Source organism: Blastopirellula retiformator (assembly GCF_007859755.1).
Lineage (GTDB): Bacteria > Planctomycetota > Planctomycetia > Pirellulales > Pirellulaceae > Blastopirellula > Blastopirellula retiformator.
The window spans coordinates 425,842-438,911 of record NZ_SJPF01000002.1; the positions used below are offsets into that span (position 1 = coordinate 425,842).

Annotated in this window: 10 protein-coding genes; 6 read left to right on the forward strand and 4 right to left on the reverse strand. The window is 58.2% G+C overall.

Translation table 11 applies throughout. From position 1 onward, the window contains the following. The first annotated feature begins 2 nt into the window (after positions 1-2). Positions 3-1,376 carry a leucine-rich repeat domain-containing protein gene (locus Enr8_RS09105; protein WP_146430678.1) on the forward strand — a complete coding sequence of 458 codons (1,374 nt, stop codon included), beginning with the start codon at positions 3-5 and terminating at the stop codon, positions 1,374-1,376. Between the two features lie 20 nt (positions 1,377-1,396). Beyond that, complete coding sequence (locus Enr8_RS09110) at positions 1,397-2,752, forward strand: DUF1552 domain-containing protein (RefSeq protein WP_146430680.1); 1,356 nt, start codon at positions 1,397-1,399, stop codon at positions 2,750-2,752. A gap of 20 nt (positions 2,753-2,772) precedes the next feature. On the opposite strand, the gene Enr8_RS09115 is transcribed toward Enr8_RS09110, so the two are convergent. Further along, a complete protein-coding gene (locus Enr8_RS09115) occupies positions 2,773-3,969 on the reverse strand; it encodes a substrate-binding domain-containing protein (RefSeq protein WP_146430682.1) in 1,197 nt (398 codons plus the stop codon). 479 nt (positions 3,970-4,448) lie between these two features. On the opposite strand from Enr8_RS09115, the gene Enr8_RS09120 reads away from it, so the two are divergent. From Enr8_RS09120 to Enr8_RS09135, 4 genes are all read left to right on the forward strand, one after another. Next, on the forward strand, positions 4,449-5,456 hold the full coding sequence (locus tag Enr8_RS09120; protein ID WP_146430684.1) for a DUF1559 family PulG-like putative transporter: 1,008 nt from the start codon (positions 4,449-4,451) through the stop codon (positions 5,454-5,456). A 379-nt stretch (positions 5,457-5,835) separates the two neighbouring features. After that, on the forward strand, positions 5,836-6,237 hold the full coding sequence (locus Enr8_RS09125; protein ID WP_146430686.1) for a carboxypeptidase-like regulatory domain-containing protein: 402 nt from the start codon (positions 5,836-5,838) through the stop codon (positions 6,235-6,237). Between the two features lie 150 nt (positions 6,238-6,387). Further along, the gene (locus tag Enr8_RS09130; protein WP_146430688.1) at positions 6,388-9,591 is read left to right on the forward strand and encodes a DUF6797 domain-containing protein; all 3,204 of its coding nucleotides are present in this window, start codon (positions 6,388-6,390) and stop codon (positions 9,589-9,591) included. A gap of 43 nt (positions 9,592-9,634) precedes the next feature. Continuing rightward, positions 9,635-10,696 carry a sialate O-acetylesterase gene (locus tag Enr8_RS09135; protein WP_146430690.1) on the forward strand — a complete coding sequence of 354 codons (1,062 nt, stop codon included), beginning with the start codon at positions 9,635-9,637 and terminating at the stop codon, positions 10,694-10,696. A 107-nt stretch (positions 10,697-10,803) separates the two neighbouring features. Here the strand turns inward: Enr8_RS09135 and Enr8_RS09140 are convergent, their stop codons facing one another. Genes Enr8_RS09140 through Enr8_RS09150 form a run of 3 tightly spaced genes read right to left on the reverse strand, consistent with a single transcriptional unit; the run spans position 10,804 to position 12,971 of the window. Then, a complete protein-coding gene (locus tag Enr8_RS09140) occupies positions 10,804-11,916 on the reverse strand; it encodes a DUF1611 domain-containing protein (protein ID WP_146430692.1) in 1,113 nt (370 codons plus the stop codon). A 53-nt stretch (positions 11,917-11,969) separates the two neighbouring features. Next, positions 11,970-12,431 carry a hypothetical protein gene (locus Enr8_RS09145; RefSeq protein WP_146430694.1) on the reverse strand — a complete coding sequence of 154 codons (462 nt, stop codon included), beginning with the start codon at positions 12,429-12,431 and terminating at the stop codon, positions 11,970-11,972. Between the two features lie 60 nt (positions 12,432-12,491). Continuing rightward, positions 12,492-12,971 carry a VOC family protein gene (locus tag Enr8_RS09150; RefSeq protein WP_222434831.1) on the reverse strand — a complete coding sequence of 160 codons (480 nt, stop codon included), beginning with the start codon at positions 12,969-12,971 and terminating at the stop codon, positions 12,492-12,494. Positions 12,972-13,070 lie beyond the last annotated feature (99 nt).

Here is a 13,070-nt window from a genome sequence, read left to right on the forward strand (position 1 = left end):
CGATGGTTCGCAAACTAGAGATAATCTGGATCGCCGGGCTGCTCGGCTTCGTCGTTGCCGGTTCGTTGCGCGCCGCTCCTCTCTCCCTGACAGAAGCGGAGCAATTGCTGACGCAGAAGGGTACGAACTTAACCGATGACGATCTAGCCCGCGTCGCCGCCGCCCCGGGATTGACCGAGCTTGATCTAACGGCGCACTCGCGGTTGACGGCGAAATCTGCGCTGACGCTCGCGCAAATGCCGGCCTTGCAGTCGCTGCGGCTCACCCGCACTCGGTTGACTGCAGAAAGCGCGCTTGAGAAGATCGCCCAATCGAAGTCGCTGCGCCATCTCGACCTGTCGCAAGATCAGTCGTTTCGGGGCGCTGGTCTCCAACACTTCGTACACCTGAAGTCGCTCAATCTCGCTTGTCGTCGCGGGTCGTTAGGCGACGCCGGCCTGAAGTATCTAGCCCCGCTGCCCCAGCTCGAAACGCTCAATCTTGGGGACGTCGATCAGATCACCGACAAAGGGCTGGTTCATCTGCACGGGCTCACCCAGTTGCGGACTCTCGATCTTTATGGCTGCCACCGCATCACCGACAGTGGCTTCAACGCGCTGTTCGAGAAGCTGACGAAGTTGGAGGATCTCTCGATCGCCTTCTGCTGGTGGCATCGCGGAGAGAAGCTTCAACTTCCGGCGGGACTGGTTCACGTCGACCTGAATGAGTCGAAACGATTGCAGGATGCGGCGATTATCGGTCTGGACAAGAGCCGAATACGAACGCTCAATCTATTTGAATGTCTCGACATAACCGACGCTGCGGTCGCTAGTTTGCGTGACTTGCCACAGCTGGAAAGCCTAAACCTAGGGCAAATTCGGGCATTGACCGACGAGAGCCTGCACAGCATCGCCACCAACACCGAACTCACGCACTTGAATCTCAGCGACAACGACAACTTTACGAGCGCGGGGCTCGCCCAACTTTCGGGATTAACGAAACTGCGGGACCTCGATCTCTGGCATTGCGAGAAAATTGACTCTGCGGGACTCGACATGCTGAAGCGAATGAACCAGCTAGAGCGACTGTCGCTGGCCAATTGCGGCCAGATCGACGACACGGCCTTGCGACGCTTGCAGGATCGCGAGTCGCTCATCCAGCTTCACCTCGACTACTGCCCCCAGTTAACCCCGGCCGGATTGCTCTATCTCACCGATCTCCCCGACCTGCAGGAACTGACGCTCGCTGGCTGTGAACGGCTAGACGACGAGGTGATCGTTCCGTTGGCCCGCATGAAATCGCTGAAGTATCTGTCGCTGGAGTACTGTCCGCAGATCAGCGACCAGACGGTTGAGTCGCTGCGGTCGAAACTGCCCAACACGCAAATCATTCGCTAATTTTCGCTAAGGAACCGAGCATGCTTAGTCGTCGAACGATGCTGAAAGGACTGACGTTGGGAGCCGGCAGTCTGGCTCTCTCCCCCTTTCTCAATCACCTGGAGATGCTGCATGGCGGCGACGTTCCACAGTTTCCGAAGCGGTTTGTCTTTGTGGTGAAAGGAAGTGGGCTGCAGGCCGATTTTCTCAATCCGGCCGGGTTGCAGCATGGGGGAGACAGAATCGTCGACGAGCCGCTAGCCGATCGCCGGCTGGCGGCGGGCATGGAGAGCCTAGAACCATTTCGCGCCAAGCTAACCATCTTGCAGGGGCTGAGCGGCAAGATGTGCACCACAGGGCACAACGCCTTTTATGGCGCGCTGGGCGCCTATCGTGCGCAGGAACATGAACAACCATCCACCGAAACGATTGACGGCTTTTTGGCGAAAAAGTTTCCATCGGTCTTTGGCCACATTGGACTGAAGATGGGCGATGGCAGCCAAGGGATCGCCTATCCGTCGATCAGCGCCGCCGGCGAAAACCAACAGCTGCCGTTCCAATGCAACCCAGAACTCGCCTATCAAAACCTATTCGGCAGCATCGCCTCGGGGGGCGACGTTCGCCAGAAATATCAGCGGACCGGCAACGTGCTGGACGCCATGGCCGACGATATCCGCAATTTGCAGCGAACGCTCGGCAGCGGGGAGCGGGAGAAGCTAGGCTACTACCTGAGCGGCTTCGAGTCGCTCCGTGACCGCCGCCTAAAGCTGGCGTCGATGCAAGAGGTGCTTCGCAATCATGCGCCGGAGATCAGCGACAAGTACGCTTCCAGCGTGACGACGCACCATCTCGAAGCGCATTTTGACATGGCGGCCGCCGCACTGATCACCGGCATCACTAACGTCGCGACGCTCCACTGTGATGAGCTAGGCTCAAGCTATGCTGGCATTGGCATCACGCCGATCGTGCATTCGGTCGGTCATGGCGCCGACAGCGGCACGCTCAGTTCGCAAGATTGCCGCAACCTAATCCGCAAGTTTCACTTTGATTTGATCGGTGATTTCGCCCAGAAACTGGCGGCGATTCCAGAAGGCGCCGGCACGATGCTCGATAACACGGTGATCGTCTATCTCAGCGACAACTCCGACAAGCACCATTCGACGGCGGTCGAGTGGCCGATGGTCGTACTTGGCGATCTCGGCGGCGGTCTAAAGACGGGGGGACGTTATCTTTCGTACCCGCGGTATGGTGCGTCGTCGCATCATCACACGATCGGCAATTGGCTCACCACGTTGACGCACGCCGCCGGCGTTCCGGTCGATCATTTTGGTCAACCTGACTTCGCGTTGGGCAAACCGCAGATACAGTCGGGACCGCTGGCGGAACTACTGGCGTAGCGCCGCAGCTGAACGATTCGCTATTCAAAATGATGGGTCGAATTTCGATATTCGCGAGGCGTACATCCGACGACGCGCACGAACGCTTCGTTGAGCGTCCGCAAACTGCCGAAGCCGCTTCGGCGGGCGATCTCCTGCACGGTGAGTCGCGTGCCGTACAGTTCTCGCTTCACCCGTTCGACCCGCAATCGTTGGATCTCGCCGGCGACGGTTCGCTTGAAGTTCTTGCGAAACTCGGAGGTCAACTTCCTTCGAGAGATTAGCAGCGCTTCGGCGACGTCGTCGATCGAGATCGGCTGCTCCAGGTGTTCGTCAATATAGCGCAGCGCACGCCGCATCAGTTCGTCGTCGACCGCGATAAAATCGGTTGACCGGCGGGCGACGATGCCAACCGGCGGCAGATAAACCTTCTCTTGCTGAGACTCCTCCGCTCCGGCCGAGGAGTTGAGAGCTTGGTCGAGCAGCCGCGCCGCTTCGTAACCGATCTGTTCGTTCGGATACTCGAGACTGGTGATGCTCGGCTCGGGATGGGTGCACAACTCTTCTTCGTTCGTGCCGGCGACAATCGCTACATCTTCCGGAATACGCCACCCGCGGTTGAAGCAGAGTTCGATCAAGACGCGGGTAATATCGACTTCGCTGACAAACAGGCCAATGGGCAGATTCCAGCTTTCCAACCACTTTTCGATGCGCCGCTTTCCTCGTTTCCAATGACGGTAGTTGGCGTCGCCGTCTCCCAGTACGCTATGATTTCCTTCCAGTTGCAGCGACCTGCACTCGAAGCCAGCGTTTGCGATCGCATCGTGAAATGCGTTCGCTTCGACCGTTAACGCGCGATCTTCGGTCATGAATAGCGTGCCGAAGTTGCGAAACCCGCGGGCCAGCAAATGCTCGGCGCGTAGGCGTCCGCAAGCGGTGAAATCGGGAAAGACGCCTGCAGCAGGATGGTCGGCCGTTTTGAACAAGACGTTGACCACCGGCACGTTCAAACGGTTGGCGCGATCGATCCCTTCGGCCGACATGCGACCGATGATTCCGTCGTAGGGCGAAGGTTTTCCCTTCCGTATCGGCAGCGATCGCCAGGCCCAGTCGTCGACGATCAACCGCCAGTTCTCTTGTTGGCGGGCATAGCGGTGAATGCCGGCGAAAATGCTGACGTGCCGTTTGTACGGCTGGTCGATTTCCATCTGCACGCCGATCCGTTTTTCACTATTCATGCAAGAGATCCAGTTTGCCCAAAGCCGCTACTCTTTTGCCTGAAATGGCAAGCTAGTTCCGTTATTGTGGACGATGTACTCAACGAATCAACGGATTCGCAATAAGAAATCAAAATTTTCCCAACGCCTTCATAGCCGGCCCAAAGGTAACAAGGGCAAGCGACGCGAAGGTCAACCCGAAGGAGACGCCAGCCAAACGACATTCACCTACTGTTCATGAGCCAACCGCGGCATTTGGTCCGCCAACGTTCATGACCCATTCAAATCTCCCGGAACAGAGATGAAGCGAGCGTCGACTTCCGAACCTAGGCAAGTTACGGCAGCCGACACGAACGTCCCCCAACGTTCAACACCAGGCGGTACTGACATCGATTTTTCAGAGCGGCAAGTTTGCACCTCTGAAAACCACGCTCCATCAGGCGCGAATAATCAAATTCTATCTTCAGTACGTCGTTCATAACTTTCATGGAGAAGTTACCGTGACAAAGCTCGCTCGTCGCGGTTTCACCTTGGTGGAACTGCTTGTGGTAATCGCAATTATCGGGGTTCTAATCGCCCTGCTCCTTCCGGCCGTCCAGCAAGCCCGCGAGGCTGCCCGACGGATGCAATGCACCAATAACCAAAAGCAACTTGGTATTGCGCTGCACACCTTTCATGATGCGTTTCGCAATTTTCCGGTCGGCCTGACCGGCCACTATCACGCTTCGGCTGGACCTACCTCCGGATCTTGGTACGGCCCCACCGCCCACACCGGAGCGGTGGGATGGGGATCGCGGATCCTGCCGTTCATGGAACAGCAGGCGCTTTACGATGAAATCTTCGCCACGTATCCCAACCAGTCGGGCTTCGACGGTTGGAGCAGTGCCGGCATCTTAGGACGCGTGCCTCAGGAAGCGTATCAAACGTCGCTTGAGTCGTTCATCTGCCCATCCGATGCGGCGACCGACAAAATTAGTCTCGATATTCCGCAGCCCGCCAAGCCGTACGAACAACGTTTCGCCCGCGCAAATTACGTCGCTTGCGCCGGCTCGGCCGAATTTGGTCAAGGCGCCCGCGACGACATCAGCGGCGCCAACAGCGGATCGATCTACGACTATCACAATGGCGATACCGGTGGGCTGATGTTCCAAGGGCATCCCGACTACAACGGCGTCGAAATCAGCCTGGCCGACGTCGTTGACGGCACGTCCAACACGCTGATGGTCTCCGAACGAAGCAGCGAACCGACGCCGTCGGGACGTCGCAACGGCTCGGCCTGGATTGGTGGACACGAGAATCGAACGCGGGAAGTGGCGTTTACGACCTTCGTCACTCCCAACTCGATCGGCAGTTTGCCGGAAGATACTTGCGCCGCCAGCCTGCATCCGGGCGGAGTGAACGCTTGCCTGGCGGACGGCTCGGTGCGGTTCATCGCCGAGACGGTTGATGGAACCACCTACTTGAACCTGGGTGACCGCAACGATGGGGAAGTCCTCGCCGCCTATTAGAGCGTTTTTCTGATAGCTGTAGCGTTTCCGGCGTTGGTGAGGCAAGCTGGTCAAGGCGACCGAAGCAGGCGAATCCTCAAGATTCGTCGATGCAGGTCAACGCCGACCAGCGCGGCCGCAACCAGCCAGAACGCTAACTGCCTGTTGAAAAATGCCCTCGTGGCATTTTCCAACCTCGCCAGGCTCAGAGCATAGCTCTTCGCGGCTCGCAAAATAACGACGTACGTCGCTATTTAGGGATCGCATCCCTGCGATCCAGCAGCCCGTTGAGATGACGTTAGGGGACCGTCATGATTTCGTTTTGTCGTTTTTCATCGCAGCGGCGCGCGTCAACGCCGCCGCTGCACACAGCAAACAGAAATCAGAGAGATCACAATAAATGATTGAAACCTTCAAACGATATTTCGCCATAACATTGTGTACCGCAGCTTCGTTGCTGGTCGGTTGCGCCGATGATGGACTCGACCGGGTAGGAATCTCGGGACACGTCATCTACGAAGGAGCGCCGCTGGAAGGAGCCGAGGTGTTGTTCCGACCGCAGCATGGTCCAAACTCCAGCTCGTTAACCGACGAGACGGGCCGCTATCAAGTCGACAACTCGTTCGGACCCGTTTCTGGTTCGTGCGAGGTCCGGGTGATGAAGACCATGGTTCCGGAAGGAGAGCAGTTCAGCCGCAATGTGCTGCCTGCCAAGTTCAGCAGACAACCCAAGATCATCAAGCTCGAGCAAGGTCAAAATTCGCTCGATTTAGACCTCGATACTTGGGACGATAAATCGTAGTCGATCCAACGTCAACATTTCGCCGCTTGCAGGCTCAACGCGTCTCGGACCTGGCGCCCCAAAGTCATCGTCCGAGGCGGCTTGAGTCGCTCGGCGATTGTTCTCGTTCCGTCGTTTCAACAAGACATCCTTAGCCAGACGCCAATTCGTATGCCGCTTTCGCGAAGCACTTGGGTACTCCCTCTGCTGTTTGTTGCGATCGTCACCCCCGCGTTCGCCCAATCGACGCTGGAAGAGAAGCTCTCGATTCATCCTCCCTCGTATCTCGCCAAGCGAGCCCGGATTGTGGGAGACTGGGAAAGGGGCGCTCGTGTCTTTGCGCAAGCGGGGCTGGGTTGCACCCAATGCCATGCTCCCCAGCAGTCCGAACTGCGTCTGGGGCCCGACCTGTCGACGCTTGGCGAGCGTGCCGCTTACCAGCATGTCGTCGAGTCGATCCTGCACCCTTCTCGCACGATGGAAGCGGGTTTCCAGACCGTTCGCCTGCTGACGGTCGACGGAGTCAGTCTTACCGGTATTCTCCGTGCAGAAACGCCCGAGCAGGTCGTCCTGGCCATCCCGGGCCAGGCGGCGACCAAAACGATCGCTCGCGACGACATTGATGCGATGGCGACAGGCGACTCGTTGATGCCGCAGGGCCTGGTCAATCAGCTGGAAGACGAGCAGCAATTCTTCGACCTGGTGCGGTTTGTCGTCGAGCTAGGATCGGAAGGAGAGACGGGATCGGCCGCAGAGCGCCTAACCGACGCCGCCAAGCTCGTCGATTTTGTGCTTCCTGAATATGAGAACAAGCTCGATCACCGCGCGTTTCTAACCCAATGGAACAAACAATCGCTGCAGCACGGCGGTCAAATCTACGCCGGCCTCTGCGTCAACTGCCACGGCACGCACGACAAGCCGGGGTCGCTTCCCAATGCGTTGGCGTTCGCCAGCGGCAAGTTCAAAAATGGCGCCGACCCACTTTCGATGTATCGCACGATTACGCATGGATATCGAATGATGTTGCCGCAGCATCAGCTGACGCCGCAGCAAAAATATGACGTGATTCACTACATTCGCGAAGCCTACCTCAAGCCGCACAATTCCAGTCAGTTTGTTCCGGTCGACGCGGACTATTTGGCCAGCCTTCCGCAAGGAACCGAGCGTGGTCCGGCGCCCAGCCGCAGCGTCCCCTGGAGCGACATGGATTATGGCCCTTTCCTGATCAGCACCTACGAAATGAAGTCGGACGATCGGGCGACTCGATCGAAACGCGATTTTCTGCCGAACATCGCGCACAAGGGAATCGCCGTTCGGCTGGATCCCGGCCAAGGCGGCGTTTCGCGCGGGTCCTATTGGACGGCGTTTGACCATGACACGATGCGGGTCGCCGGCGCCTGGCACGGACGCGGGTTTATCGACTGGCACGGAATTTTGTTTGACGGTCGGCATGGGGTTCATCCGCGAACCATTGGCGATTTGCAGTTTGGGGCTCTGAACGAACCTGGGTGGGCCAATCCGCAAACAGGCGACTTCGAGGATGTCCGGATCGTCGGCAAGGATGGCCGCCGGTATGGTCCTCTGCCCCGTAGTTGGATGCACTACGAGGGTCTCTATCGCCATGGCGATCAAGTTGTCGTCTCTTACACCGTGGGAGATGCACCCATCTTGGAGTCACACTCAATCGCAACCCCGACGACCGAGGACGACGGCGTCGCGTGGATCCGGACGCTGAATGTGGGACGCTCATCGCGAGATCTGACGATGCGGATCGCACCTTCCGCGCAGATCGTCGCCCGGCTAGTCGGCGGCGGGGCGCTCTCAATCGAGGAACTGGATAGCTACCAAGTGGTGAAAATCGCGGCCAGCGCGACGCCGGTCGATTTTCAGGTGGCGATGATGCCGAAAGAAGACGCCGATATCCTGCGCGCTTGGAAACCAGGCGCCACGGCCGACCTGACGTCGGTGACCAAGGGAGGTCCAGCGAAGTGGAACGAAGAATTCGAGGTGAAGAACGAGCCGCTTTCCAGCGACGGTCCGCTGGCGGTCGACGTGCTTCGCCGGCCGACTTCCAGCAGTTGGAACTGCCGTTTGCAGCTATCGGGGCTCGATTTCTTGCCTGATGGCCGTATGGTCGTCTGCAGTTGGGGGGGCGATGTCTGGATCATTTCTGACTTCCGCAAGGGAAGCAGCGCGAAATGGCGGCGAATCGCTTCCGGACTGTTTCAGCCGCTAGGTATCAAGACCGTTGGCGAGAAGATCTTTGTCGGGTGCCGCGACCAAATCGTTCAGCTGCACGATTTGAATGGCGACGGCGAAGTCGATTTCTACGAGAACTTTAACAGCGATCACCAGGTTACGGAGCACTTCCACGAGTTCGCGATGGGATTGCAGGTCGACGAGGCGGGCAATTTCTACTACGCCAAGAGTGCGCGCCATGCTCTCGATTCGCTGGTTCCGCACCATGGTACGTTGTTGAAAGTGACTGCTGACGGCGAGGAAACGAAGATCATCGCCCATGGATTTCGTGCGGCCAACGGCGTCTGCATCAACCCCGACGGGTCCTTCTTCGTCACCGATCAAGAGGGGCACTGGACCCCGATGAACCGTATCAATCGGGTCGTTTCTGGCGGGTTTTATGGCAACATGTATGGCTACGGCGCTCCGGAAGATTCGGGCGACGATGCGATGGAGATGCCTCTCTGCTGGCCGAACCGCTCGTTCGATCGCTCACCCGCGGAATTGCTTTGGTTGGACGACGATCGCTGGGGACCGCTTGCCGGATCGCTTGTTTCGCTTTCATACGGTTATGGACGAATCTTCGTCGTCCCTCACGAGAATGTCGATGGGGTTTGGCAAGGGGGAATGTGCCGCCTGCCGATTCCCGATTTTCCGACCGGCATCATGCGAGCAAGGATCGATCCGCAGACCGGCGACCTTTACACGTGCGGGCTATTCGCCTGGGCGAGCAACCAGTCAGATAGCCCCGGCGGGCTGTATCGCGTTCGGCCGACCGGCGAACCGCTGCATTTACCGGTGGGGCTGAAGGCCAACTTGCACGGAATCACGATCACCTTTACGGAGCCGATTCAGAAGCAAGCGGCCGAAGACCCCGCCAACTATCTGATCGAAGCCTGGGGCTTGAAGCGATCCGCTCGCTACGGTTCCGACCAATATGATCGACACGATTTGCCGGTAAAATCGGCCGCACTTTCGGCAGACGGCAAGTCGGTCACCTTGACCATTCCCGATCTCAAGCCGACCTGGTGCATGGAAATCGCCTACGAGTTGTCCAGCGTCGCCGGCGAAGAGTTTCAGGGAGTGATTCAAAACTCGATCTACAAACTGGGCGACTCGACCGCGTCCGCTCCCTAAAACGCAACCCACCTCTAATTACCATTCCCACGAGGAGACTCGCATGTCACGAACTGTCGCTTGGTTACCGCTCCTTCTAATCGCCGCGCTGATAGCGCCTGCCTTGGTCCAGGCGGCCGATACCTACCAGGTCTTTATCCTGGCCGGGCAGTCGAACATGGAAGGCAAAGCATCCAACCAACTGCTCGAGCATCAAGCGACCGATCCCGCCACGAGCGCCTTGTTCGCGCGCTTTCGGGATGGCGACAAGTGGATCGAACGCGACGACGTTTCGATCAAGTTTCTGGAGCGTCACGGACCGCTTACGCTTGGCTACGGATCGCGCGACAAGACCGGTTTGGAGCTTGCCTTCGGCACGGCGATGGGGGAACACTACGACGAGCCGGTGCTGTTGATCAAGACTGCGTGGGGCGGCCATTCGCTCTATCAAAAATTTCGGCCCCCCAGCGCCGGGTTGCCCAGCGAGGAAGTCTTGGCGGAAGAGTTGGCGAATCTTCAGGAACGAACCAAGAAGAACAACGAAAAGCGAAATCGAAACGATCCGCTGCCGACGATGGCAGAGGTCAAAGCGCAGTATGGCATCTCGTATCAAAACATGATGCAGGACGTCAAAGAAACGCTGCAGAACGCCGACACGCTTTTTCCGCAACTTGCCGGGAAACAGCCGCAAATCGCCGGTTTCGTTTGGTTTCAGGGCTTTAACGACATGTTCGGCGACTACGCCAAGCAGGAGTACGCCCAGAACATGAAGCTACTGATTCACGATATTCGCGCCGCCTGGAACAGTCCTGATTTGCCGGTTGTGATTGGCGCCTTGGGACAAAACGGCTCGAGCCCGGCGCAGGAAAACATGAAGGCGATTCAAGACGCCCAACTGGCGATGAACGAAGTTCCCGAGTTCGCCGGCAACGTAAAAACGATTCGTACCGACGTGTTGGTCGACAAAGTTGCGGAGGAAAAGTTCCCGACTTGGAAAGAGAACATTGAAGAGTGGAAGCTCGTCGGTTCCGATCGACCTTACCATTACCTCGGCAGCGCGATTTGGTACACCCGCATTGGCGATGAGTTGGCCAAGACGATGCTGGAGCTGAAGGGAAGCAATTAGCCGCTTGCTTTTGTAGAGCTGCCTCGCGGGGGCGCGCGCCAGCGGCCCCCGCGGAACAAAGAGTCAGAGAAATTTGACGGTAGATCGCGCGGCGAAATCGCCTGTCCTTAGTCGACGACCTGTTCTCGTAACGCAACCACCGCGTTGGCCAATACGCCGGGGCCATCGCGATAAACGTCGCAGGCCGGTAAGCCTAACTCTGCGCTAACGCGTTGCTGCTCCTGGGCCGCCTCGTCAGGTCCCAAGCGACGGCCGTTAATGGCGACGCCGATCACTTCACATTCGTTGCGCGCTTGGGCCAGCGCCTCATACAGGTTCCTCAGGTCGGTCAGGGGCTTAAGCGGCACATGATCCAACCCCTTGGTCGTCGTTCGTCCCGCTTCGTAGCAGAAGATCAATCCGTCGGGAGCGCAGCCGTGCAGCAGCCCGACCGTGACGGCCGAGTAGGCGGGGTGGGTGACGCTCCCCTGCCCTTCGATTAGCAAGTAGTCGTGCTGTTGATTGGCGAGCGTCCAGTTTTCGACCGCGCCGTTGATAAAGTCAGAGACCACGCAGTCGATCGGAACGCCGTTTCCTGCGATCATGATCCCGGTTTGCCCCGTCGCCAGGAACTTCGCGTCGGCGCCGCGACGGAGTAGCTCGCGTTCGACTTCCAGCGCCGCGAACATCTTACCGACCGAGCAATCATGCCCGACGGTCAAAACACGCAGGCAGCCTTCCCGGAAACTCGCATGTTTGGCCGTCTCGCGGAATCCATTGCGGCGGACGTCAATCAAGCGGGCGCCGGTGCGGCTGGCGATGTCCACCAGGGCTGGATCATCCACTAAGAAGTCATGTAGCCCCGAGACGACATCGAGTCCTTGCTGAGCCGCCTGGTAGATTGCCCCCTGCATGGCTGGCGGCAACCTTCCGCCCGCAGGCGAAATCCCGACGAACAGCGCATCTGGCTGCGAGACGTCGGCCAACGAGGTGACGATCGGCACATCGACGTCATGCGCCAGCGCTACGGCGGCCGATTGGTGCGTCGTCTGGCTATCGAGCAGCGCTACGACGTCGCCTCCGCGAAATCGCAGCAATCCGATCGCGGTCTTCGCCTTCTGTGGATTGGTGTGACCTTCGGTTAGGACCACGATCCGTCGATAGGCGGAGAGGTCCGTCGGCTCCGAGAGTCCGTGGGGGGCGGTCTTCTTTCTCTTCAACGATAGGCTCTTGATAGTCATGGCGACGCCGTTCTTTAGATTGGATCGATAGTTTCAACGTTAGCCGACGCGCGTTACTCCCCTTCAGGCATATCGCGCGCTCCGTCAGGCCCCGCCATTTGAAAACGAAACTCGTTATTCGCGTTGGCGACGACATGGGCGAGATGACCGGTATCGCCATATCGACCGATCTGTCCCAACCGGTTCTTGACCTCCCCTTCGGCCGAACCCTGCTCATCCAGCACGATCACGCGATAGTGGCCCGGCAGGATCCCCATGCCTCCATCGGTTTCGAGCTGAAATTCGCCGCTGGAGTTAATTGGGGCAGAAACGGTCTCGGCTGCGCTCCCCTGATCGACCGGTTCAAAGCGGACGCCGCCGCTCTTCAGCGGATGGGCGCCGCAATAGATCACGCCGTGAACCGACTGTCGCAAGTCGTCGGTCGAGCCGCCGCCACTGCAGCCTACCGCCAGCAGGCAGACGGCCGTCCCTAACCAGGCGATCAGTGATGGCGTTTGAAAAGTTTTGCGTTTCATTTCTGTGGAATCCCCGCGAATTTCAATCAAAGTAGTAGTGGTTCCAATTGGTTTGAGACGTCACTTGGCGAACAGCGAATTCAGATCACGGAAACCTTTGATTTCGATCGGATTCCCCGACGGGTCGAAGAAGAACATCGTTCCCTGTTCGCCTGGCTCGCCGGCGAAGCGGATATAGGGAGAAATGACGAATTCGATATTTTTTTCCTTCAGACGCTCGGCGATTTCCGACCAACGATCCAGATCGAGCACGACGCCGAAATGGGGCACCGGCACGCCATGGCCGTCGACTTCGTTGTAATGAATCGCGTGCGCCGACTTTTTTGGATTCAAGTGACATACAAACTGATGTCCGAAGAAGTTAAAGTCGACCCAAGTCGAGTCGCTTCGCCCTTCGCTGCATCCCAGCAGTCCGCCATAGAAATCTCGCGCGGCGACAAGATCATGAACCTGAACGGCGAGATGGAACGGAGGCAGCGACGGCAATTGATCGCTAGGGCTCGATTGCATAAGCGGGTTGTCGGAGTTGGCGAAAATCATGGCGATGGCTCCAATAGGGCTGGGAAAGTGACGTGGCGTGTCGCTTCCCACTCGTAATGCAACATCCGTACCGAATCACCATTGTTGAAGGCGAAGATG

Coding starts and splice junctions, on each gene's coding strand:
- Enr8_RS09130 (WP_146430688.1), top strand. CDS start 6,388: ATGCCGCTTTCGCGAAGCACTTGGGTACTCCCTCTGCTGTTTGTTGCG.
- Enr8_RS09150 (WP_222434831.1), bottom strand. CDS start 12,971: ATGATTTTCGCCAACTCCGACAACCCGCTTATGCAATCGAGCCCTAGC.
- Enr8_RS09110 (WP_146430680.1), top strand. CDS start 1,397: ATGCTTAGTCGTCGAACGATGCTGAAAGGACTGACGTTGGGAGCCGGC.
- Enr8_RS09135 (WP_146430690.1), top strand. CDS start 9,635: ATGTCACGAACTGTCGCTTGGTTACCGCTCCTTCTAATCGCCGCGCTG.
- Enr8_RS09115 (WP_146430682.1), bottom strand. CDS start 3,969: ATGAATAGTGAAAAACGGATCGGCGTGCAGATGGAAATCGACCAGCCG.
- Enr8_RS09105 (WP_146430678.1), top strand. CDS start 3: ATGGTTCGCAAACTAGAGATAATCTGGATCGCCGGGCTGCTCGGCTTC.
- Enr8_RS09145 (WP_146430694.1), bottom strand. CDS start 12,431: ATGAAACGCAAAACTTTTCAAACGCCATCACTGATCGCCTGGTTAGGG.
- Enr8_RS09140 (WP_146430692.1), bottom strand. CDS start 11,916: ATGACTATCAAGAGCCTATCGTTGAAGAGAAAGAAGACCGCCCCCCAC.
- Enr8_RS09125 (WP_146430686.1), top strand. CDS start 5,836: ATGATTGAAACCTTCAAACGATATTTCGCCATAACATTGTGTACCGCA.